The sequence below is a fragment of the Desulfovibrio sp. OH1186_COT-070 genome, assembly GCF_003860215.1.
Taxonomy (GTDB): Bacteria; Desulfobacterota; Desulfovibrionia; order Desulfovibrionales; family Desulfovibrionaceae; genus Desulfovibrio.
Window position 1 is genome coordinate 26,415 of sequence record NZ_RQYH01000013.1, and the last position, 23,583, is coordinate 49,997.

At 58.7% G+C, this 23,583-nt stretch carries 18 protein-coding genes; 11 read left to right on the forward strand and 7 right to left on the reverse strand.

Features of this window, described 5'->3' with window-relative positions:
• The first annotated feature begins 52 nt into the window (after positions 1 to 52).
• From EII23_RS06305 to EII23_RS06340, 8 genes are all read left to right on the forward strand, one after another.
• The gene (locus EII23_RS06305) at positions 53 to 901 is read left to right on the forward strand and encodes a 1,4-dihydroxy-6-naphthoate synthase (RefSeq protein ID WP_260424621.1); all 849 of its coding nucleotides are present in this window, start codon (positions 53 to 55) and stop codon (positions 899 to 901) included.
• A 58-nt stretch (positions 902 to 959) separates the two neighbouring features.
• On the forward strand, positions 960 to 2,378 hold the full coding sequence (locus EII23_RS06310; RefSeq protein ID WP_124792546.1) for an MATE family efflux transporter: 1,419 nt from the start codon (positions 960 to 962) through the stop codon (positions 2,376 to 2,378).
• Between the two features lie 99 nt (positions 2,379 to 2,477).
• Positions 2,478 to 3,839: a folylpolyglutamate synthase/dihydrofolate synthase family protein gene (locus EII23_RS06315; protein ID WP_124792547.1), complete on the forward strand. Its 1,362-nt coding sequence runs from the start codon at positions 2,478 to 2,480 to the stop codon at positions 3,837 to 3,839.
• Positions 3,832 to 5,277, forward strand: a complete 1,446-nt coding sequence (gene selA, locus EII23_RS06320; protein WP_124792548.1) for an L-seryl-tRNA(Sec) selenium transferase — start codon at positions 3,832 to 3,834, stop codon at positions 5,275 to 5,277. The genes EII23_RS06315 and selA overlap by 8 nt, the downstream gene beginning before the upstream one ends.
• Before the next feature lie 9 nt (positions 5,278 to 5,286).
• Positions 5,287 to 6,681 carry an aminopeptidase gene (locus tag EII23_RS06325; RefSeq protein ID WP_124792549.1) on the forward strand — a complete coding sequence of 465 codons (1,395 nt, stop codon included), beginning with the start codon at positions 5,287 to 5,289 and terminating at the stop codon, positions 6,679 to 6,681.
• Positions 6,682 to 6,772: 91 nt separating this feature from the next.
• Positions 6,773 to 8,500: a YeiH family protein gene (locus EII23_RS06330; protein ID WP_124792550.1), complete on the forward strand. Its 1,728-nt coding sequence runs from the start codon at positions 6,773 to 6,775 to the stop codon at positions 8,498 to 8,500.
• 61 nt (positions 8,501 to 8,561) lie between these two features.
• Entirely contained in the window at positions 8,562 to 8,822 is a 261-nt protein-coding gene (locus EII23_RS06335; protein WP_124792551.1) for a hypothetical protein, read from the forward strand.
• Between the two features lie 11 nt (positions 8,823 to 8,833).
• The gene (locus tag EII23_RS06340) at positions 8,834 to 9,262 is read left to right on the forward strand and encodes a DUF523 domain-containing protein (protein WP_124792552.1); all 429 of its coding nucleotides are present in this window, start codon (positions 8,834 to 8,836) and stop codon (positions 9,260 to 9,262) included.
• Here EII23_RS06340 and EII23_RS06345 read toward each other — a convergent pair.
• The 7 genes from EII23_RS06345 to galU all read right to left on the reverse strand — a co-directional run bounded on the left by EII23_RS06345 (position 9,231) and on the right by galU (position 18,624).
• Complete coding sequence (locus EII23_RS06345; RefSeq protein ID WP_124792553.1) at positions 9,231 to 10,082, reverse strand: 1-acyl-sn-glycerol-3-phosphate acyltransferase; 852 nt, start codon at positions 10,080 to 10,082, stop codon at positions 9,231 to 9,233. The two genes, EII23_RS06340 and EII23_RS06345, sit on opposite strands and share 32 nt — an antisense overlap.
• Positions 10,079 to 11,308 carry a replication-associated recombination protein A gene (locus EII23_RS06350; protein WP_124792554.1) on the reverse strand — a complete coding sequence of 410 codons (1,230 nt, stop codon included), beginning with the start codon at positions 11,306 to 11,308 and terminating at the stop codon, positions 10,079 to 10,081. The genes EII23_RS06345 and EII23_RS06350 overlap by 4 nt, the downstream gene beginning before the upstream one ends.
• The gene (locus tag EII23_RS06355) at positions 11,305 to 12,063 is read right to left on the reverse strand and encodes a 16S rRNA (uracil(1498)-N(3))-methyltransferase (protein WP_124792555.1); all 759 of its coding nucleotides are present in this window, start codon (positions 12,061 to 12,063) and stop codon (positions 11,305 to 11,307) included. Before EII23_RS06355 ends, EII23_RS06350 begins: the two co-directional genes overlap by 4 nt.
• Complete coding sequence (locus EII23_RS06360; protein ID WP_124792556.1) at positions 12,060 to 13,775, reverse strand: hypothetical protein; 1,716 nt, start codon at positions 13,773 to 13,775, stop codon at positions 12,060 to 12,062. Before EII23_RS06360 ends, EII23_RS06355 begins: the two co-directional genes overlap by 4 nt.
• A gap of 216 nt (positions 13,776 to 13,991) precedes the next feature.
• Positions 13,992 to 15,272: an OmpP1/FadL family transporter gene (locus tag EII23_RS06365; protein WP_124792557.1), complete on the reverse strand. Its 1,281-nt coding sequence runs from the start codon at positions 15,270 to 15,272 to the stop codon at positions 13,992 to 13,994.
• Between the two features lie 63 nt (positions 15,273 to 15,335).
• Positions 15,336 to 17,714: a primosomal protein N' gene (gene priA, locus EII23_RS06370; protein WP_124792558.1), complete on the reverse strand. Its 2,379-nt coding sequence runs from the start codon at positions 17,712 to 17,714 to the stop codon at positions 15,336 to 15,338.
• 37 nt (positions 17,715 to 17,751) lie between these two features.
• Entirely contained in the window at positions 17,752 to 18,624 is an 873-nt protein-coding gene (galU, locus tag EII23_RS06375; protein ID WP_124792559.1) for a UTP--glucose-1-phosphate uridylyltransferase GalU, read from the reverse strand.
• A gap of 292 nt (positions 18,625 to 18,916) precedes the next feature.
• On the opposite strand from galU, the gene EII23_RS06380 reads away from it, so the two are divergent.
• The 3 genes from EII23_RS06380 (at position 18,917) to EII23_RS06390 (ending at position 23,572) form a co-directional block, all read left to right on the forward strand.
• Complete coding sequence (locus EII23_RS06380; RefSeq protein WP_124792560.1) at positions 18,917 to 20,374, forward strand: 30S ribosomal protein S1; 1,458 nt, start codon at positions 18,917 to 18,919, stop codon at positions 20,372 to 20,374.
• Positions 20,375 to 20,378: 4 nt separating this feature from the next.
• Positions 20,379 to 21,803, forward strand: coding sequence for a DegQ family serine endoprotease (locus tag EII23_RS06385; protein ID WP_124792561.1), 1,425 nt, complete (start codon positions 20,379 to 20,381; stop codon positions 21,801 to 21,803).
• A gap of 119 nt (positions 21,804 to 21,922) precedes the next feature.
• Positions 21,923 to 23,572, forward strand: a complete 1,650-nt coding sequence (locus tag EII23_RS06390) for an alpha-D-glucose phosphate-specific phosphoglucomutase (RefSeq protein WP_124792562.1) — start codon at positions 21,923 to 21,925, stop codon at positions 23,570 to 23,572.
• The last annotated feature ends 11 nt before the right edge of the window (positions 23,573 to 23,583 follow it).

Here is a 23,583-nt window from a genome sequence, read left to right on the forward strand (position 1 = left end):
GAAAAAACGCAAAATACTCCCGTCATCCGTCTGCTGTCAATGTGAGGAAAATGTGCCGCAGTCCTTGCCCCTGTCTCTCGGTATTTCGCCCTGTCCCAACGATACCCATATTTTCCATGCCCTGCTGCACGGCAGGGTTCCGTCCCCTGTGTCTGTGCGTGTGCATATGGCCGATGTGGAAGAACTGAACCAAATGGCCCGGCGGCAGGTGCTGGATGCCACCAAAATTTCTCTGGGGGCTGTTGCGGATATCATGGATGCGTATGCCCTTCTGTCCTCCGGGGCAGCGCTTGGCTGGGGATGCGGCCCCCTGCTTGTCGCGCGAAAAAATGCGCAGCCGACCTCCTGGAAAACAGCGACGGTGGCTGTTCCCGGCCGCATGACAACCGCCGGTTTGCTGTTGACTTTGCACGGCGAGTTTCAGGGACCTCGCACGGAAATGCTTTTCAGCAGCGTCATGCCCGCTGTGGCACGGGGCGAGGTTGATCTGGGGCTGGTGATCCACGAGGGGCGCTTTACCTTTGAAAAACTGGGGCTGGTGAAAGTTCTGGATCTGGGGCAGTGGTGGGAGGCTGCCCATGCCTTGCCTCTGCCCCTGGGAGCCATTGCCGTTCGCCGTGACCTGCATGAGGCAACAGCCCTTGGCCTGCAAAAAGCCATTGCGGACAGTCTGGCCTATGCCAATGCGCACCCCCTTGAGTCGCGCGACTTTGTCCGCGCCCACGCGCAGGAAATGGATGACGCCATAACCAGCCAGCATATCAAAACTTTTGTTACAGAATACAGCATGGATCTTCAGGAGGCCGGGCGTTCTGCCATAGAAGTGCTGGTGTCGGAGGCCGCCCGTCTGGCGGGCAGAGATCTTCCGGAAAAAAGCCTGTTTTTGTCAGCGCGCGGATAAGCGGACTTTTGCTTTCTCAGGCGTTTGGTCTGGCCGTTTTCATGAGGATTTTTTTGGTATGACAGCCAAATTTTTTTCCTGGTCCGAAGCCAGGCGCTTTTACGCCATCGGCCTGCCCATCTTTATTGCCCAGATGGCCCAGATGGGAATGAGCTTCGCGGACACGGCCATGACCGGGCAATTCAGCGCCGAGGCCATGGCTGCCGTGGCTGTGGCCAGTTCTGTCTGGGCGCCAGTGCTGATGCTGGGCATCGGCTGTCTGCTGGCGCTGCCCCCCCTGAGCGCGCAACTGGTTGGCGGTGGCAGGGCCGAGGGCGCGGCCCACCTCCTGCGGCAGGGAATATGGGTCACGCTGGGGGTAAGCCTGCTCCTTGTCGCGGTTCTTCACGGCATTTCCCGCAAACTGGAGGTTTTTGGCCTGACGCCGGAGCTTGCCCATCTGGCTGGCGGCTATCTGCGTGCCATCATGTGGGGGATGCCGGGCTTCATGCTTTTCATCAACATGCGCAGCTTTCTGGAGGGCTTTTCCCATACGCGCCCGGCCATGGGCATTGCCCTTCTCGGTCTGGCGCTCAATGTTCCCTGCAATTACATTCTGATTTACGGCAAGCTTGGTCTGGAACCCATGGGCGCTGTGGGCTGTGGCGTGGCTTCGGCCCTGTGCTACTGGTTCATGGCGGCATGCATGTTCTGGCATTTGCGGCGCGCTCCGCACTATGTGCCCCTGCGCCCCCTGTTTGCTCCCATGCTGCGCCCGGGGATTTTCCGCAGCCGCAAGGCCGAGCCGTGGCTTGACGGCAGGCTGATCCTGCGCATTCTGCGCCTTGGCCTGCCTGCGGCATTGGCCCTGTGCTTTGAGGTTTCGCTTTTTGCCCTCAGCGGCATCCTGCTCGCGCCGCTGGGCACGGTCACGGTTGCCGGGCATCAGGTCGCCCTCAATGTGGCCAGCCTGATTTTTGTCATTCCGCTTTCCATCGGCATGACCGCCACCATCCGCGTGGGGCGCTGCCTTGGTGCGCGACAGGTGGAGCGGGCCCGCCTTGTTGCCCGGACGGCACTGGGGCTCAGCGTGGGAAGCGGGATCATCATTGCTCTTCTTACCCTCCTTTTCAGGCATGCCATTGTGCGCATCTACACCCATGATGCGGATGTCATGGCTCTGGCGGCGCATCTGCTGTGCTATCAGGCCGCCTACCAGATACTTGACAGTGTTCAGACCGCGGGCATCGGCATTCTGCGCGGATACAACGACACCCGCATCATTTCGGTCATCTGTTTCGTCACCTACTGCATTTTGGGCCTGCCCGTGGGATTTTTGCTGGCGCGCACGGATGTTCTGGCCCCGGCCATGGGTGCGGCGGGATTCTGGGTCGCGTACATTGTTGCTCTGGGCTTTGGCGCTGCCTGCTATCTTGTGCGTGTGCGTTCCCTGCACGCCAACTCGTGGGAAAACGTCCTGCAGCGTGTGGGGCGCTGACGCTTTTCAGGCATAGTAGGAAAAAGAAGGGCACATGACACGACAAGGCATGTTGACTCCCGCCACGGACAGTCCGCGCGCTTGCCACAGGATACCTTCATGAGCAGCGATTTTCACAGCCTTGACCATGTCTGGCGGCATTTGGAAAAACTGGACTTCTTTCACATGAATATAGGCCTTGAGCGCGTACTCCGGGCGCTGTCAGCCCTGCGACCCGGCCGCCTCCCTTTTGTGACGGTTCAGGTGCTCGGAACCAACGGCAAAGGCTCCACCTCCGCCTTTCTGGCTTCGCTGGCCAAGCATCACGGCTGCCGTGTGGGCCTGTACACATCGCCGCATTTTGTCAGCCCGGCAGAACGCATCCGCATCTGTGATCCGGACCAAGGCTTTCTTGCTCCAGACAAGCAGGAAAACGAAGCGATCTGGCTTGCCTCTGCCAATGCCGTACACAGGGCAAATCCTGACCTGACCTATTTTGAATTTCTCACCGTGCTGGCTCTGGAAATTTTTTCCAGACAGAGCGTGGATCTGACCATATTGGAAGCAGGTCTTGGCGGGCGGCACGATGCCACCACAGCGGCTGCGGCCGATGTGCTCTGCTATACGCCCATAGCCATGGACCATCAGGATGTTCTGGGAGCAAGCCTTGCGGCCATTGCCGCTGACAAGGCCGGAGCCGTGCATGCCGGGTGCGCGGCCGTCTGCTCCGCAAGGCAGTATCCGGAGGCTGCAAAGGCGCTGGCAGCCTCGGTTCGCGCTCACGGCGTTCCCCTGTTGCAGGCCGAGCCAGCCAGCACGGAAATTCCGCTCGGCCTTGCCGGTGCTCACCAGCGAACCAACGCGGGGCTGGCCCTGACCGCATGGCAGGTTCTTGCTCCCCTTTTGGGCAGGGCCGCCAACGATCCGGCAAGGCAGCGGGCGGGTTTGCGCGGTGCTTTTTTTCCGGGACGTTTTCAGCATGTTCCGGCAAGCTCCCTGCATCCGCCCCTGCTCTTGGACGGCGCGCACAACCCCCACAGCATGGTCGCCCTGCTCAAGGGCATGCGTGCGGAGAGCATAAGCCCTGCCGGAGCCGTATTTTCCTGCCTTGCGGACAAAAACTGGCTGCCGGGGCTTTGCCTGCTGAAACATTTTCTCGGGGACGCCCCCATTTTTGTTCCCACCCTGTCCAACCGGCGGGCAGCCAACAGCGAAGACATTGCCCTTGCCTGCAACCGCCTGCCTCCGGCTACAGCTATTGCGCTGGGAGAAGGGGAGCACGCTCTTGAAGAAATTCTCCTGCAAAGCCGCTCTCTTGCAGACATTGGAGCAGATCGCCCCTTGCTGGTGACGGGCTCCCTGTATCTGTTGGCAGAGTTCTTTGCCCTGCATCCCGCATGGCTTGCGCCAGCTGCGGCACCGTCCCGAGTTTCCGGCCAGAACCCTGTGCCCCGTACTTCAACAGGAGGCTGCCATGTCTGAACTTTTCCGCCATATTCCCTCTGTTGACGCCAGCCTCTCCGCTCTGGAACAGGCGGATCCGGCATTTGTGCACGGTGTCCCACGCGCAGTGCTGCGCGATGCCGTCACGCAATTCTGGGACGAGCTGCGCGCGCAGATCCGCACCGGAGCATATACCGCGCCAGACCAACTCGCCCTGGCGCGGCACTTGCCGTTTCTGCTCAAGCATGTGCGCCGTTTTTCCCGCCCGCGTTTTTCTTCTGTGATCAACGGAACCGGGGTTATTGTGCACACCAATATGGGGCGTTCTCCCCTGGCTGCGGAAGCACGCCAAGCCGTGCTGGCCGCTGCGGAGGGCTACTGCAATGTGGAGCTGGACATGCAGACCGGGGGACGCGGCAGTCGCCATGCGCTCACCGAGGGTCTTTTGTGCCGCCTCACCGGCGCAGAGGCCGCTCTTGTCGTCAACAACAATGCCGCTGCCGTTTTTCTGGTTCTGGACAGTCTGTGCGGTGGCGGAGAAGTGGTGGTTTCCCGCGGGGAGCTGGTGGAGATCGGCGGCAGTTTCCGCATTCCCGATGTCATGAAAAAGAGCGGGGTGACATTGCGTGAAGTGGGAACCACCAACCGCACGCACGTGCAGGACTATCGGGATGCCGTCGGCGAGAATACCCGCGCGCTCATGCGCGTGCATGCCTCCAACTACAGGATTGTGGGCTTCCATTCCGCCGTTGCCCTGAAAGAACTGGCAAACCTCGCGCACGAGCACGGGCTTCCGCTTCTCAATGATCTGGGCAGCGGCTGCCTTGTAGACTTCAGCGCATATGGCTTGCCCGGAGAACCCGTGGCTTCTTCCGCGCTGGCGGACGGAGCGGATGTGATCACTTTTTCCGGCGACAAAGCCCTGGGAGGCCCGCAGGCGGGCATTATCGCCGGCCGTGCGGATCTGATCCGGCGCATCAAGCGCAATCCCCTTGCCCGCGTTCTGCGCTGCGACAAGCTTTGCCTGGCGGCTCTGGAAGCCACTTTGCGGCTTTACCTTGATCCGGAGGAGGCTTGGCGCCGTGTACCCACCCTGCGTATGGCGACTTTCTCCTGCGAGGAGATGCATGCTGCCGCGCGTGGCCTGGCCTCACGCCTGCGCAGGCTGTTTTCCAGCCATGCCGTGCCGTGCCGCGTGGAATTGCGCAGCGGAGTTTCCCGCATGGGGGGCGGGGCCTTTCCGCAATACGATCTGCCGACAACATTGGTATGCCTGCGGCCACAGGGATGCAGCGCCACGGCGCTCAAGGATGCCCTGCTGGCAACGGATCCTCCCGTACTGGGAAGACTGGAAAACAATGCTTTTTGCCTTGATCCGCGAACCCTGAAAAAAAGGGAATACCCGCTCCTGCTGCGCGCGGTACGTCTGGCGCTGGAGGAAAATGCCCTTTTGGGGAATACAAACAGCCACACATAAGGAAAACACATGAAAAAAAATCTCTCCTATGCGCCGCAGAATGCCTGGAGCAGCGCAGATGCCAAAACCCGGCAGGCCATGGAAAAACTCTCCCGCCGCTATGTGGATTTTTTGAGCCGGTGCAAGACCGAGCGCGAAACCGTGGAGTATGTACGCAAGCGTCTTGAAAAAAAGGGCTTTTCACAGGATTTTTCGCACGACCGCGTTGTGCGCCCGCTGCGCGGCAAGGCCATTTTTGCCGCACGAAAGGGAGCTATGCCGCTGGAGAGGGGGCTTTCCCTCTTGGCGGCACATGTGGACACCCCGCGTCTGGACTTCAAGCAACGCCCGCTTGTGGAGCAGCCCTCTGTGGTGCAGGCCAAAACCCATTACTACGGAGGAATACGCAAATACCAGTGGCTCGCCCGGCCGTTGGCCCTGCACGGGATCATTGTGCGCGAAAACGGCGAAGTGCTGCCGGTGACCATTGGTGAGAAGGAAGGCGAGCCGGTGTTCTGCATTGCGGACCTTCTGCCCCATCTGGCGCAAAAGCAGGTCACACAGTCCGTCAGCGAAGCATTTGAGGCGGAAAAGCTCAACATCATTCTGGGGCACAGCATTGGCGCTGGCACACAAAAAAAAGCCGGAGATGCTCCCAAAGACCCTGTAAAAACGCGCCTTCTGGAAATTCTTCATAAAAAATATGCCATTACGGAAGAGGATTTCATTACCGCGGAATTGCAGGCTGTGCCTGCCGGGCCTGCCCGCTTTGTCGGTTTTGACAAGGCGCTGGTGGGCGGATACGGCCAGGATGACCGCATTTGTGTTTTCTGCGCTCTGGAAGCCCTGCTGGAAGCCGGGGCCACCGGGCGCAGCATGGCCGTGATCTTTTGGGACAAGGAGGAAATCGGCTCTGACGGCGCCACCGGAGCCGCCTCACGCTTTTTTCAGTACTGCGTGGAGGATCTTGTGCGGGCTTGGGCCAAAAATGTGCCCGTTTCACAGGTTTTTCTGGAAACGCGCGCCATCTCCGCGGACGTGCAGGCGGCCCTTGATCCGGACTATCAGGACGTGCACGAAAAACAGAATGCGGCCCTTCTGGGCTATGGGCCATGCTTTTCCAAATTCACGGGATCCCGCGGAAAATACGGCAGCAGCGAGGCGGATGCGGAGTTTTTTGGATCGCTGCGGAGCCTGTACAACAGGCATGGCGTGCCCTGGCAAACAGCGGAACTGGGCAGGGTGGATCTTGGCGGCGGCGGAACCGTGGCCCTGTTTCTGGCGGCATACGGCATGCACGTCATTGACCTTGGCCCTGCCGTGCTTTCCATGCACAGCCCCTTTGAACTGGCGAGTTGCGCCGACATTCATACCTCATGGCTGGCCTACAGATTTTTTCTGGAATCTCGGATTGAGTATTCCTGAGTTTGCCTGTATAGATAGCTATCAATGTGATGAACGGCAGTTTTGGGATGCCGTTTCGACAAACAGCGGTTTATGACCAGGAGGAATCAGGATGTCTCAAGACGCATCAGCAATTGTTGTCGACAGGGCAAAATCACAGTGGTCCGACCTGTGGAAAAAAGAAGACTATCTGGCTATCTGGATCGGCCTGCTTATTCTTGGCATGGCCCTGTATCTGGTTTTTGGAGGTCGGCAGGAACTGGAAGCCAAGTATGACCAATATGCGGAGGTCATGAAGACAGAATCCGCCAAGCCCTTCAAAACCATAGAATGGTATGAGGCTTCCGCCGCCCGGAAAGGGCTTGAAGGGCAGAAGCTGCCCATGGTCAAGACGCTGATTGACCAGTTGAAAAGGCCTGCGCGCTGGCAGTCCAACCCTCTGGATTCTCTGATGCTTTCGCAGGCCCAGGCCGACAAGCTCAATGCGGCCGCAAAGCCGAAAGCGGACGAGGCCAAGAGCGCTGAGGCCCAGGCCCTGTCCGCAGCCAAGGAAGCCCAAGCGGCTGCGGCTGCAGCCTCCTTTGGCGATGCCACGCTGAACGCCGCTGCGGAAAAAAGCATCGGCGAATGGCAGGCTGCCAAAAAAGCTTCTGCCGATGCCGCCAAAAAGCTGGTCAAGCCCTTCAACCGTATTCCTTCCCTGATCATCCTGGGCATTGCGCTGGCTCTCCTGACCAGCGTCGGCGCCAAGTGCATGGGCCTCAATGTGGGCAAATTCGTGGTCGCCTTTGTGGTGGTGTATGCCCTGTGTGTGCTGGCCAACATCCTGGGCAACCAGAAGACCATGCGCCTCTATGGCATCAATGCCGAAATCTGGTCCATCGTCATCGGCATGCTTGTCGCCAATATCATCGGCACGCCCAACTGGCTCAAGGAGGGCGCGCAGGTAGAATACTACATCAAGACCGGCTTGGTGCTGCTGGGCGCGGAAGTGCTTTTCCACAAGATCATGGCCATCGGCATTCCCGGCATTTTTGTGGCCTGGGTCGTGACGCCCATCGTGCTGATTTCCACCTACATTTTTGGGCAGAAAGTGCTGAAAATGCCCTCCAGAACCCTGAACATCGTCATTTCGGCAGACATGTCCGTGTGCGGCACCTCGGCGGCCATCGCCACGGCGGCGGCAGCACGGGCCAAAAAAGAGGAACTGACCCTTTCCATAGGGCTTTCCCTGACCTTCACGGCCATCATGATGGTGGTCATGCCCATGGTCATCAAGGCTGTGGGCATGCCTGAAGTGCTGGGCGGCGCGTGGATCGGCGGCACGGTCGACTCCACGGGCGCTGTGGCCGCTGCGGGCGCCTTCCTTGGCCCCAAGGCTCTGCAGGTGGCGGCCACGGTCAAGATGATCCAGAACGTACTCATTGGCGTGACCGCCTTCTTTGTTGCCCTGTACTGGTGCACCAAGGTTGATGCGCAGAGCGGAGAACGTGTGGGCCTTATCGAAATCTGGCATCGCTTCCCCAAGTTCGTGCTTGGCTTTTTGGGTGTTTCCATCATCTTTTCGCTTATCAGCAGCGGCCTTGGGGGCGACCTCGGCAAGATGCTGGTGGACAACGGCACCAACAAGGTTTCCGTTCCCCTGCGTGGCTGGTTCTTCGGCCTGTCGTTTGTGGCCATCGGCCTGACCACCAACTTCCGTGAACTGGGCAAGTACTTCAAGGGCGGCAAGCCCATCATCCTGTATGTGTGCGGTCAGTCCTTCAACCTGATGCTGACCCTGCTCATGGCCTGGATCATGTTCTACAAGGTGTTCCCGGAAATCACCGCCAAGATCTAAACCTTCTATCTGGCGAGGGCCGCTGCGGAAACGCAGCGGCCCTCTTTTTTTGGAGGAGTGCATGCCGTCTGCAGTGAAAAGCGTGTTGAAGCTGGGAGGCTGGGCCTTGGGGTTCTGGATATTTTTTGCAGTCCTGACGCCGCGTCTTGTGGCCCTGTCGCCCGCCTGGCAAAAGTATGACGCGGTTCAGGAACAATATGGCCTGGACAGCGGAGCCATGTACTACACCAATGTGCCTGTCAGCCTGGAGTCCGAGGAAGCCGTGCGCCGCGCGGTGCGCGCCGGCATGGAGGAAAGGCGCAAGCAGGCCGCCGCACGCTGAGCACAACCGGCATGCGATATGTCGTCAGCGCCTGTCTGGCCGGGCACTTTTGCCGGTATGACGGAAGAAGCCACCCCTGCGCTTTGGTTATCCGTCTGGTGCAAAGCAAGCTCGCTGTGCCCCTTTGCCCGGAATGTCTGGGAGGGCTGGAGACGCCCCGCATCCCCTGCGAATGCAGGGACGGGCGGGTCATCAGCCGTGATGGCCGGGACATGACGGAATTTTTTGCGCACGGCGCGGCTGTTTCCTTGGAGCTGGCCAAAAAAGAGGGGTGCAGGGCGGCCATTCTCAAAAGCCGGTCGCCCTCATGCGGTTTTGGCCTGATCTATGACGGCAGCTTTCGCGGAACGCTTTGCCGGGGCGAAGGGGTCTGGGCCGCATTGCTGCGGCGGGCGGGATTTGCCCTGTTCAGTGAAGAAAATCTGCCGGAGGGCATGTGATGTTGTTTCCGTCCTGTGCGCTCCACTGCGCCAGATGCCCGGCAATATAGCTGCAGATGGCCTGATGTTCTTCCTTGCCCTGCCCCTCAATGCGGACAGGGGCGGAAAACTTGTAGCGAACGGGCATGCCCGGTGTGACCGGCCCCAGCTCCTTGATTTTTTTTCCCTGTCCCCAGGCATCGGTTTTGAGAACGAGCGGCACTATGGGCACGCCGGACTTTTTGGCCAGCTTGACGCCGATGGAGTTGAACCGGAGCGGATCAAAAGTTTGCGTCCGGGTGTGCTGCGGAAAGATGATCAGAGAAACCCCCTTGCGCAACCGCTCAATGCCGCCGGAAAGAACCGCCGCAAGGTCTTCGCGCGGGTTGACGCGCCCAACAACAATGGGATCGCGGGACCGCATGACCGGGCCGAAAAAGGGCATGGTGGTAAGGCTTTTCTTGACCACAAACGTTACGGGGCGACGCGGGCGGATGATCCCCGGCAGCATGAAGGTTTCCAGAGTGCTCATGTGGTTGGCCACAAAAATGCACGGCCCGTCCACGGAATCCATGACATCCATTCCTTCAATATCAACGGGGCAGCCCATGCGCTCCACCAGTTCCGCCACCCAGACGCTGGCATGAACCCATGCGGCATCATCGCAACGGCCTGCGGCAGCCCGGCGGCAAATCCAGTGCACAGGCCCCAGAAAGAGGCGGCTGTAAAAAGAAAAAGACGGCATCATGCGACTGAAAAAATCCGCGCTGGCCGCAAGGCTGCGGTAGGTATTTCCTGTCAGGAATTTTTGCGCAAAAACGCCGTCAACAAAAGGATTCATGCCTGTTCGTCCGTTTTTTTGATTTTATGGAGTTTGCGCCACCATTGGCTCAAGCGTGGTTCCTCGCCGTTGTCACGGGGCTGATAAAAGCGTCGCCCTTCCAGCTCCTTGGGCAGATAGCTCTGCTCAACCCAGGACTCCGGATAATTGTGCGGATACTTGTATTCCTTGCCGTATCCCCACTCCTTGTGCAGCTGTGTCGCAGGATTGCGCAAGTGCAGGGGGACAGGATGAAAACCGTTGAGTTTTATCTCACGGGCCGCATTGAGATAGGCCGCATATGACGAATTGCTTTTTTTGCTCAGGGCAAGGTAGACAACGGTTTCGGCAAGAGGGATAAAACCTTCGGGCATGCCCACAAATTCCACGGCCTGCTGGCAGGCAACCGCCAGGGAAAGGGCAGAGGGGTCAGCCAGCCCCACATCCTCCGATGCGGAAAGAACAAGGCGGCGGCAAATGAAACGCGGATCTTCCCCTCCTTCCAGCAGGCAGGCCAGATAGTAGAGAGAAGCATCAACGTCGCTCCCGCGGATGGACTTGATCAGGGCAGATGCCAGTTCGTAATGGTTGTCGCCGTCTTTGTCGTGCCTGACCAGAATTTCGGGAAGAAGCGCCTTGATCTGCTCCACGGTCTGGCAATCCTTGGGCAGTTGGGCCACATATTCCACAAGGTTGAGCAGGGTGCGCGCGTCTCCGTGTGAAACGGTGGCCAGAAGCTCCGCCACAGCGTCAGGCAAGGCGAAGTGCATATCCTGGGCGCCGCGCTGCGCCAGAGTCACCAGCTCTGTGCGCCCCAGTGCCCGCAAGCGCAATACGTGCAACCGCGAGAGCAACTGCCGTGTCACGCTGAAAGAAGGATTTTCCGTTGTTGTGGCCAGAAGCGTCAGCTCGCCCGACTCGATGAGCGGAAGAAAAAAATCCTGCTGTGCCTTGGAAAAGCGGTGAAGTTCATCCAGTACAAGAACTTCCATGCCGTTCAGGGCGCGGCGCAACTGCTGCAACCCGGCCTCGGGCGCGCTCAGGCGCAGATAGGGCTTGCCCGAGGACTTGGCCAGCAACAGGGCAAGAGTGGATTTTCCGCAGCCCGGAGGCCCGAAGAACAGAAGACTGGGCAATCGGGGAGCCTGCATGAAAGAGTTCAGGCGCTCCTTGAGGTGCGGCTGCCCCAGAAAAAGCGCAAGATCGTCCGGCCGCATGCGCTCCGGCAAGGGCCTGGACGGCGTCATGGGCGCACCTCCGGTCTGGCATCGGGCTTGCCCGGCAGTTGCGAACTCCACCAGTGCAGCCCCAGGCACAGCGTGGCTGCCGTTTCGCAGCGCAAAATCCTTGCGCCAAGGCTGACAACGCAAAAGTTGGCCGCGCCAAGCGCGGAAAGCTCTCTTTGCGAAAACCCGCCTTCCGGGCCGATCACATAGACGGTCAGCCCGTTCTGTCCCGCCATGTCGGGAGTCAGCAAAGGAATGTCGCTCTGGTGCTCCCAGGGCAGTATCCGGTGATCTGCTGCGGAGCAGTGGGCAATCAGTTCGCTCACGCCGCCGGAAAAAACGCGGACTTCCGGCAGCCACGGGTTCCTGCACTGTTTTGCCCCGGCAATCAACTGCCCCTGACAGGAAAAGGCGGCGTCAGGCGAAAGCCTTCCTTGGCTGTGATCCCCCTGCCACAACCAGATGCCGTGCGCGCCCAATTCCACTGCCTTTTCAAGAAAAAAACCGCGCCGGACAGCCTTGCTGAAGGCCAGTGCCACAACAGCGCGGGCCTTGGGCTCCGGAGCAAAAGTTTCGGACTGCATCTCCAGCCGGACGCCTTTTTTTTCCAGTGCGCGTACGCAAAAAACGCCCGTGCGGCCACGCCCGTCCAGAAGTGCGACCGTATGGCCGGGAGCCAGCCGCAACACCTGACTCATGTGTTTTGCTTCCTGCCCGTCAAGAAAAACGGCAGAGCCCCATGCGTCCGGCGGCAGATAGAAAAAAGGCGTACTCATGCGTTGCCTTCCTTGCTCAGACGCGCCTTGCGAACAGCCCTGAAGCTGTCCTGCAATGACACCAGACGGCGGTAATTTTTGCGTATTTCTGCGCCGGCAGGAGTGAGCGTGTCTTCCGAAACATCAATATAGCGGCGTTTCAGGTATCTGTCGTGCAGTATTTTTTCAACACATCCGATAATATTGTCCACCAGTGGCGGAAAAAAGTTCACTATCTCATATTGCAGATCGTTCAAAAGGGCGATGACCTCACGGAACATGTGAAGATAGGAGATTTGCGCCCCCTTGTAGAGCCTTCTGCTCAAGTCTTCAAGAATCCGCACATTTCTTGCCTGCTGGATATAGCTGAACCGTGAGCATACCTCCTGATAGAGTTCGCGCAGGGTAATGAAATTATCGTCATTTTCCGGAGAGTAGAGGTATTGTGTGAGCACCTTGCTGACATTGCAGAAAAAATCATCGCTGTAGCTTATCATGCGGCGCTGGTGTTTTGTCAGCCACGAATACAGAAATTTGAGTCTTTTTTCGTGTGTTTCCGTATTTTCCACAACTTCGGTGCGCTTGTAGATAATGCGCCCCGTATATTCTCCGCGCACAATGTCGTTGAGGCGCAGAAACATGTTGGAGGCGTCCTTGATGATGTTCAGGCCCCGCAAAGGTTCCCCGGTCAGGGGGTGGAGTACTTCCTGCCCGCACACCGAGAGGGCGCGGTCCTGGCGCACGTTGGCCGGATCAAAGGCATGCTGCCTGTACGTTACGCGCAGAATGACGACACGCCGTTCCCTGTCCAGAAAAAAGCCGTCCCGCCCGATACATTCCAGCGCCTCTTCCTGATCCGGGTCCACCGCGACCAGAGCGATTTTTTCCAGCGCGGGGTATTGGGTATTTTCTCCTGTGGCCAGATATGTTGTCAGGGTGCGGTCTGTCTGCCCCAGAACGCGCAAAAGAAAGCGTTCACCCATTTTGTGCAGCCTGCGCGCAAAAAGGGCGCTGGAGGTCCGGCGCTCCGACACGATGGGAAAGCCGTAAAGCTCCATGAGGTACTGGTAGACAAACATGCGGTTGCGCTCGTACAGCGCGTTGTCGCCGTAAACGAACTTTCCTGTTCTGATTCCGAACCTTTTGATTTCGCTGTCGATATCCGAAGGAAAAGACGCAAATACCCCCGCCAGATGAAAGCGGTTGTCTGCTCCCCAGGCCAGCACATGCGCCCTGTCCATAAGGAGAAGGTATTCCATCATTTCCGGATAGGTTTCAAGAAGCACAGTATCTGTGGAGCGGAATTTCTGGCGAAAGGCCTCCTGATGCACGCGCGGGAGGCGGGAGGTCAGTGTTTGGAGATTCTGTACCATGACCTGATTTTCAAGCGGGCAACAGGCTCCATCTTCTTCGGTAATGATATTGTACAGTTTGTCGAACTGAAAAATTTCGGAAAAATAGTCAAGCTGCCGGGCAAAAGCCACCATGGCAAAACCCGGCAGGTCCTTGTATTCAAACATGTCGCTGTCAAAGGACGGCAGGAGCTCGCGCGCTTCAACCAGAGGGTAGCAGGGGGCTTCCTGATAGGGCTTGACCAGGCACAACCGAACATGCACTGCATCCAGAAAATGCTTGAGCTTTTCCAGATCGCCGATGTCGACGGGGGTCGATACATGGCTGGCGTCCTGCCATTGCAGTCCGTTTTGCGAGAAGATTTCCTGCCATGCAATCATTGCTGTGCTCTGCAACCCTGTCGCGCGCTTTCTGCTCCTGGGCCAATGCCGAAAAAACCCCTGCGCCTGCCGCAAGGGCAACGCAAAAGGCAAGCCCTCAAAATGCTATAACAATGCCAATATTCTGGCAACTCCCGCCCGCGCAGGCGGGAGTTGCCCCGCAAAGATGCCGCGTTCTGCCAAAAATACGGCACAGGGAAACGCAACTATCCGAACTTAAAAGGAATAGCCCACCGAGAACATGTAGATGTTGGCTCCCACGCCGCTGGAGTGCCCCCCCTGAATACCGGCCGAGCGTATGCCCTTTGCATCCGTGCGCCCATAGCCCAGAGAGTTGATCCACAAATGCGCATACGCCAGATCCAGAGTCCAGTTGTTCCACCGCACGCCTGTGCCCAGGCTCAGTGTCTGGCGTCCGTTGGTGGGCATGAGGTAGTCGCTGTGATTCTCATTCACTACCGGTGTTTCATACGAAAAACCGGCGCGCAGGGTCCACCAGTCAAGGGGTTTGTATTCAACACTGGCATTGAAGTTCCAGCCGTCGCGCCATTTTTTGTTGTTGATGGCCGCATAGCCGTTATCCATATAAATATTGAGGGCATTGTAGGTGGACCAGCGCGTCCACACCGTGCCCACTTCACAGCTCAGATTTTCCAGAGGCCTGTAGGTGACTCCCAGCGCCAGAGAGTCCGGCAGTTGCAGCGTGGCATGGGTGGAGCAGTCCTTGGCATAGGGCAGGTGCTGGTTGAAAGGGGGGCCGCTCAGAACATTGGGGCCCTCATAGGCAAAATCCGTATTGCCGGTGATGTTCAGGGTTATCTGGCTCTTGTAGGACGCCCCCACGGACCATTGGTCGTTGAGGCGCATGTGCAGGCCTGTATGAACGCCGACTCCCCAGCCGCTGCCTTCGATCCGCATGTCATTGTCAAATACGCTTGGCGGCGTCACCATGGTGGGGACTTTGCTGCCCATGTGCATGTGGGCATAGAGTGCTTCAATGCCGAGGGAAACAGAAAAAATGTCGTTGAGCTTGACCGCCAGTGTGGGAACAAAGGAAATGCTCTGCAATTCCACTTCATAGACATTGTACCTTCCGACCCAATTCTCAGCATAGCTGTTGCCGAGGCCGAAGCGGGAAAATATCCCCAGCCCCAGCCAGAAGCGGTCATTGAACTGATGGCTGGCAAAAGCGTGCGGCACCGGCCACAGCGCAGGTTTGGTGAACGTGCTGCGCTCTTGCCCTCCCTGCCTGCTGACGATGCTGCCCTGGGGAGCGATCAGGGCCAGACCGCCCATCATGTGCGTTCCCGGAAGCTGGGTGATGCCCGCGCCGTTGTAGGCCAATGCCGAAACATCGTCCGCGCGCCCCACCATGCCGCCTGCCAGGGATACTCCCCGTGCGCTCCATTCGTTCAGGGCAAAGCCCTCTCCCAGAGCCTGCGCCGTACAGCAGACAGTACACAGCAGAGCAAGCCAGACAATGCGCAAAGCCTTCATTGTTCCTCCCCAATTTTACTGAAGCGTTTTCCTGTCGGCGGAAAGTCCTGCCCAAACAGGTATTCACAACATGGTAATGGGATCAAGGTCAAGAAAAAGTCGCAAGGATCGTGCAGGTTTTTGCGCTTGGGCAAAAAGGTGGAGGTCGCGCATGGCCTGCCAGTGTTTTCCTTTCAGCAAGCAGGCAAAACGTCGGCGGCCACGGAGCAGGGCCAGGGGAGCGGGGGCGGGCCCGAGCATCTGGACGCCCAATGTCCCGGCATGCTTGCGCAGAAGCGCAGCCAGTTCGTGGAGGGCAGCCGCGCCGCGGGCATCGTGCATGTCGTGGGAAATGCGCAACAGGCCAAGGTGCACAAAAGGCGGATACCGGTACCGGCTGCGGCGCTCCAATTCCGTACGGTAAAAGCCCTCGTAGTCGGCAGTGCGTACATATTGCCAGCAATAGTGCCGCACGTCCCTGGTCTGGATCAGAACCTGACCGGGCTTTTCACCCCTTCCGGCACGGCCCGAAGACTGCACCAGAAGCTGGAAGGTGCGCTCCGCAGCGCGATAGTCGGGAAGGTTCAGCCCCAGGTCGCCGTCGGCAATGATTGCCAGAGTCACTTCAGGAAAATGGTGCCCTTTGGAAAGCATTTGTGTGCCCACAAGGATGGGGGCTTCCCCACGGGCGAAAGATGCCAGAATTTCCTCCATGCGCCCCGGCCTGCGGGTGCTGTCCCTGTCCAGCCGCAAAACAGGACGACCGCCGGACAGCGTGCTCAAATGCTCTGCAAGACGCTCTGTGCCTTCGCCCATGGGCAGAAAGTTCGCGCTACCGCATTCCCCGCAGGGCGAAGGAAAGGGGAGGGTGAAGCCGCAGTAGTGGCAGACAAGCTTTTCCAGCCCCTTGTGGTAGGTAAGGCCGATTTCGCAATGGGGGCAACGCGCCGGGCGGTGGCAGTCCAGACAATACATGACAGGCGCATAGCCCCGCCTGTTGAGCAGAACAATGGCCTGTTCTCCCTTGGTCAGTGTTGCGCGCAGAGCATCCTCGCTTTCCGGAGCCAGAAGACTTTCTCGACTGGCGGCAGAGGCTGCGGCGGAGGCAATGTCCACCAGTTCCACCGGCGGCAGGGCGCGTCCGCTGATGCGCTGCGGCAGGTGCACCACGGGCAGGCGGCCATTCTCCGCGGCATGAAAGGTTTTCAGATCCGGAGTGGCGGAGCCCAGCACCAGCAGCCCCCTGGCCTGAAGCGTGCGGAACCATGCCACCTCCTTGGCATGGTAGGGCAGATTTTCTTCCTGCTTGAAAGAACTGTCGTGTTCTTCGTCCAGCACAATGCAGGCCAGATGCGGCACAGGCAAAAACAGGGCGGAGCGTGTGCCGACGACAATGCATGCCTCCTGCCTTTCCGCCAGTTGCCGGAAAATTTTTTCGCGCCGGGCTGGTGGCTGGTAGCCGTGATAAAAAAAGAGGGGGGCATGGGGCAGGCTGCATGCCGCATCGCGGCGCAACTTGTGGGCCAGGGCCACTTCCGGCGCGAGCAGAAGAAGGCTCTGGCCACGGGCCATGCAGGCCTTGGCCAGTTCCATATACACCGCGGTCTTGCCGCTGCCGGTGACGCCGAAAAGAAGAACAGACGCCGCATCGTCAGCAGCAAGAAAATCCAGCAGGCTTTGCAGGGCGTTCTGCTGGTCTGCGTTCAGAACAACAGGTGCTGGGGGGGGCGGCAGAAGGTTTTGCCCTGCATCATCGGGAAAATCGTCTTCTTTCTCCGCGTGGGCAAGGCGCACAAGGCCCGCAGCCTGGAGGCTCTTGAGGGCCGGTGCCAAAGACTGCCCCAGTTGCCGGAGCAAAAGGCGGCGGTTGGACGGGCCATGCTGGTGCAGATGGTCCAGCATCTGAATCTGGCGCTTGGCCGAAGGACGCACGGGCCAGGGAGGATCCTGCGTCAGCAGGCAGACCTCCGAACTGGCGGGATCCGATGCCACGGGCAGCATACGGGCTTTTTGGTCACAGAGGGCCTGGGCAAGCCGCGCGCGCTCCCCGGAAGGGGCATCGCGGAGTTGCTGCAATGTCCAAACTTCAGCCTGGCCGCTCTCGATCAGGTGCAACCGCACACGGGTTTGGCGCAGCCCGTGCGGCAGAACATGGCCCAGAACCTGCCCGGGAAAAAGCCCCTGTCGGCGGGAGAGGTCACAAGCCAAGGCCAGCAGATCCCGACTGATCAGGGGAGCGCTCTCCAAAGGCCAGCAAAGCTCTTTTTGCGCAACTCCGTCAGGTATGTCCGACTCGCTGCACGTGTCCAGCAGAACTGCGGCGCGCAACGCAGCCTGTTGCCCTCTGCCCAGGGGAACGGCTACACGCAGGCCGCTTTTCCAGAATGTGTCGGAAAATTCGGGCGGCAGCGTGTAGCTGAACGTGGCGTACGGGAGGCCCAGAAGCGCGACAGAGGCGTACATGCACTTGTATGGTCAACGCCACAAAAACAGGGGTCCGTTACTGAAACTGCACGAAATTTTTGAGCATTCCCAGCAGCTCGTACCGCAGTTCCTCTTCCTGAAGGGCAAAATAGATATTGGCTGTCAGATATTCTGCCCAGTCGCCGGCATCAAAGCGCATCCCCGCCATGCGCACGGCCATCATGCCGCGCTCCTGCGCCATGGCCTGCAGGGCATCGGTAAGCTGGATTTCCCCACCATGCCCCGGCTGGACTTTTTCCAGATAGTCAAAAATGTCGGGGGTCAGAACGTAGCGTCCCACAATCGCCATCCGCGAAGGGGCATTTTCGCGGGAGGGTTTTTCCACCATATGTTTGACGCGAAAAACTCCGGGGGTTATTTCCTCTCCGTCAATGATGCCGTAGCGGTTCACCTTTTCCCAGGGAACCTCCATGACCCCGATGACCGGCATTTTTTCCGCAATGGCCACTTCAATCAACTGACCGATGCCGGGCACCCCTCCGAACATCAGATCGTCACCGACCATGATGGCAAACGGCTCGTCGCGCAGCAGCTCACGGGCGCACAGCACGGCATGCCCCAAGCCCAGTTGCTTTTTCTGGCGAACAGACATGATGTTGGCCATCTCCGCCACCCGGCGCACTTCCGCCAGTTTGTCGAGTTTGCCCGAGCGCTCCAGCACGGCTTCCAACTGAAGGTTGTAGTCAAAGTGGTCTTCAATGACGCTCTTGTCCCGGTTGGTAACAAAAATGACATCCTGAATATTGGCCCGCTGGGCTTCTTCCACCACATACTGAATGACCGGTTTGTTGTAGATGGGGAGCATTTCCTTGGGAATATTCTTGGTTGCGGGTAAGGAGCGCGTTCCCCAGCCTGCCACAGGAATGACGACCTTGCGAATATTCTGCATGAGCACCTCCCACTACGGTGTATTCCGTGTTTATTATCTTCGGTCAAAACGCCAGGCAAAGCAAGCAAAAGCTCGTGCCCCAGACGGGGCATCCGGTTTTTCCTTTCGGAGCTGCGCACGGGCAGCCGGGGCAGGCAATTGTTTTTCGCCGTGTTCTGGCATATTCTGGGCAGCGCCGAGGCGGACCGCGCAAAAACGCGTGCGGCGCACGCCGGTTTTTCTGCATGACGCCTGCGGGAAAGGGCGTATCAAGGCGCGCAGCCACGGCCAAGGATTTTTTGAGGAGAAAAATATGGTGGAAGATACAGTGTCCCAATCTCAGGAAAATGATGACGATTTTGCTGCCATGCTGGCACAGCACGAAACGCCGGGAGATTTTTTGCAGCCGGGACAAAAAGTTTCCGGAACGATCATCGCAGTCACGGCTGATAATGTGTTTGTTGACATAGGCGTCAAGCTGGACGGGATCATGGAAAAAAAAGATCTTCTGGGCCTGGACGGCAAAGAAGATTTTGCTCCGGGCGATACCATAGAAGCTTGGGTTATCAGTTCCTCCGCGCAGGAAGTGCGGCTTGCCCGCTCCATGACGGGGAGCGGCCTTGCCGCGCTTGAAAACGCCCAGGAGGCTGCGGTTCCGGTGGAGGGAAGAGTGGTCGCCGTATGCAAGGGCGGCTACTCCGTTGAAGTGTTGGGCAAAACGGCTTTTTGCCCGGGCAGCCAGATCGGTGCATCCACAGAGGACGCCGCGTCCCTCGTGGGCCGCACAATGCAGTTTCTTGTGACCCGCATGGAAAACCGGGGCCGCAACATTGTTGTTTCACGCCGCGCGCTGCTGGAACGCGAGCGTACAAAAAACTTGGAATCCCTACTGGAAACTCTCAAGGCCGGTGATACCATTGAGGGGCGCATCACGCGCCTGACGTCCTTCGGGGCTTTTCTGGAGCTTGCACCTTCGGTGGAAGGCATGGTGCATATTTCGGAACTTTCCTGGTCGCGCGTGGGGAGTGCGGACGAAGCTGTTTCGCTCGGCGATCTGGTGCGCGCCAAAGTGCTGCGCATTGAAAAAAATGACAAGGGACAGGTGCGCATCGCGCTTTCGCGCAAACAGGCAGAAGGTGACCCGTGGGAAAATATTTCTGAACGGCTCCATGCCGGAGCCGTGGTGCAGGGCAAGGTAACGCGCCTTGCCCCCTTCGGAGCCTTTGTGGAGTTGCTGCCCGGCGTGGAAGGCCTGACGCACCTTTCGGAGATGTCCTGGAGCAAGAGGATCACCGCAGCAGAAGAAGTGCTTGCCGTCGGCGACACGATTTCCGTAAAAATCAAGGAAATTGATGCAGGTTCGCGCCGCATATCCCTGAGCCTGCGCGATGCGGAAGGCGATCCCTGGCAGGACATTGCCTTCACTGTCGGACAGACTGTGGAAGGCACGGTGGAAGGGCAGAGCAAGCACGGCCTTTTTGTTACCCTTGCTCCGGGCATTACCGGGCTTCTGCCGCTGGGAGTCATGAAAAAGTCCGGGCAGGCCGGACAGTATGCCAAGCTTGGCAGGGGAGACGCCGTGACGCTGACCATTCAGAGTGTGGATGTGCCCTTGCGGCGCATCGGCCTTGCCCCGGAAGGCGAAACAAACCTTCATGCATCGGATGAAGAAAATGCGTGGAAGCAGCATGCGCAGAGCAAAGCCTCCTCGGGCGACACGGGCATCATGGCGCAGGCGCTGCAAAAAGCCATGCAGAAAATGGAGAAATAACCTGATGAATGCAAAAAAATTGTTCCTGACTCTGGCTCTGATGCTCCTTGCGCTGCCCATGGCGGCGTGGGGGGCTGCATTGCCGGACTTCAGCGATCTGGCCGCAAAAAGCGGTCCCGCAGTTGTGAACATCGGCACGGAAAAAAAGTCATCTTCCGGGCCTCAGGACGACTTTCTGGGAGAGATGTTTCGCAACATGCCTCCGGGATTTGAAAAATTTTTTGAGCAGTTTGATCCTCACAAGGGAGGAAAACGCCCCCAGTCAAAGCAGAAATCCCTGGGGTCGGGATTCATCATTTCCGCTGACGGCTATATTGTGACCAACAACCATGTTGTCGCAGATGCGGATGTCATCAGGGTCACTCTGGATCAGAGCAACGGCAAAAGCGAGGCGCTTTCAGCAACCCTTGTGGGTGCGGACGAAGAAACCGATCTGGCCCTGCTCAAGGTAGACGCCAAAAAGAACCTTCCGTTTTTGGAGTTCGGCAATTCGGACAATCTGCGTGTGGGCGAATGGCTGCTGGCCATCGGCAACCCCTTTGGCCTGGACCATTCGGTCACTGCGGGCATCCTTTCTGCCAAAAACCGCAACATTCACGCCGGCCCCTTTGACAATTTCCTGCAAACAGATGCGTCTATCAACCCCGGCAACAGCGGCGGCCCCCTGCTGAACATGAACGGGCAGGTTGTGGGCATCAACACGGCCATCATTGCCAGCGGGCAGGGCATAGGTTTTGCCATTCCCAGCAATATGGCCGCAAAAATCATCGAGCAGATCAAAAGCGGCCAGAAAGTCAGCCGTGGCTGGATAGGAGTAAGCATTCAGGACGTTGATGCAAATACGGCCAAGGCGCTGGGCCTCAAGGACACCGCCGGGGCGCTTGTGGGCAATGTCATGGATGGCGAACCGGCTGCCAAGGCCGGCATGAAGGACGGCGATATCATTCTTTCGGTAAACGGCAAAAAAATTGAAGATGCCGCAGCACTGCTGCGCGCGATCGCCGACACCCAACCGGGGAATACCGCCGCAATCACCGTGTGGCGCGACGGCAAAAATGTTGACCTGAGTGTGACGCTGGGGGAACGCAAGTCTTCCGCCAGTGCCGGTCAGCGTGGCGGCAAGGGCAAACAGCAGAAAAGCGAGGGGTTGCTGGGCATCGCCGTGCGGCCACTCACTGACGAGGAGCGCCGGGATCTGAAAATCGGGAAAAATGATGGCCTGCTCATAGTGGAGGTCAATCAGAACAAGCCGGCGGCGGAGGCTGACCTGCGCCCGGGCGACGTCATCCTCAAGGCGAACCTGAAACCGGTCAACAGCGTTGAGGCCTTGTCAAAAATTGTTGAGGAAGAAGGCGTTAAGCGTGGGGCTGTCATGCTCCAGATTTCCCGGCGGGGCGACATTTCTTTCCGCACCGTTTCCCTCCAGTAATACTTGAAAGACGGTTTTTTCGGAGCTGCCGCACGGCGGCTCCGAAAAAACCGGGAAAGAAGCAGCCGCGCGGCGGTACTGCAAGCTTTTGCCGGATATTTCAGCCACAGGGGGAGAGCATGTCGGCCGTTCATAAAAATGCGGGGCAACTGCCCCTGGCGGAAAACCTGGAAAACATCCCGGCGCTCATGAGCGCCTATTACACGGACTTTCCCAATCCTTCCGTTCCCGCGCAGCGTGTTGCCTTTGGCACCTCGGGGCACAGGGGAACCTCTCTTGCGTGCAGCTTCAACGAAGAACATATCTACGCCATCACGCAGGCAGTGTGCGACTACCGGAAAGAACAGGGCACTGACGGGCCGCTTTTTCTGGGGGGGGACACGCATGCCCTTTCCGAAGCCGCGTTTCGCTCGGCACTGGAAGTTCTGGTGGCCAATGATGTGCACGTCCGTATTGCGTACAATGGAGCCTGCACGGCAACCCCCGCGATTTCCCATGCCATTCTCTCCTGGAATGCGCGCCGGACCAACGGGCTGGCGGACGGCATTGTCATCACGCCTTCGCACAACCCGCCGCGTGACGGGGGATTCAAATACAATCCTCCCCACGGCGGCCCGGCAGAAACGTCTGCCACAGGCTATATCGAGAAAAAAGCCAACGAATACCTGGAAAACGGCAACAAGGGGGTACGCCTTACGCATTTGCGGGCCGCGCTGACATCATCCCTTGTGCAGGAATACGATTTTGTCGCGCACTATGTGAATGATCTTGCCCATGTTCTGAACATGCAGGCCATTGCCGCCTCCGGGCTTTCGCTTGCCGTCGATCCGCTCGGAGGGGCCAGCCTTCCGCTCTGGGAGCCCATCGCCGATACCTACAAAATCAACCTGACCATCCTGAACAGGGCCGTGGATCCCACATTCCGCTTTGTCCCCCGCGACAGGGACGGAACCGTTCGCATGGACTGCTCATCGCCGTATGCCATGAAAAAACTGCTGGACGAGAGCGGGCGCTTTGATCTTGCCTTTGCCTGCGACCCCGATGCGGACCGGCACGGCATTGTTACCCGCCAGGGATTGATGAATCCCAACCAGTATTTGAGCGCGGCTGCCTGGTATCTTTTTCGGACGCGCGACCGGTGGCCCGCAGAGCGGGGCCTGGGAAAAACCCTGGTGACCAGCGCCATGCTTGACAGAATAGGGCAGGATCTGCGGCGGCCTGTGGTTGAAGTGCCCGTGGGATTCAAGTGGTTTGTTCCCTATCTGCTGAACGGGCGTTGCGGCTTTGGCTGCGAGGAAAGCGCGGGAGCTTCCTTCCTGGCCTTTGACGGAGCACCGTGGAGCACAGACAAGGATGGCCCGCTCATGTGCCTTCTGGCCGCAGAGATGATGGCCGTGGAAAAGGCATCTCCCGCAGAGCTGTATGCCTCTCTTGAAAAACGGCTTGGCGCTCCTGTGTATCAGCGTCTTGACGCTCCGGCGGACGATCATGTACGCGCCAGACTCCTGAATCTCACGGCAGAGGATGTGGGCCTGAAATCGCTGGGCGGATCGCCCGTGACAGAAATTTTGACGCGCGCGCCCGGCAACGATGCTCCCATAGGCGGCGTCAAGGTGGTGAGCCGGGACGGCTGGTTTGCCGTTCGCCCATCGGGCACCGAAGCCATTTGCAAGGTATATGCAGAAAGCTTTCGTGATGAGGAGCACTTGCGGGCCATCCAGAAAGATGCCGTGGGTTTTCTGGACAAATTGCTCACAGGGCGGGAATAGTTTTCACCTGC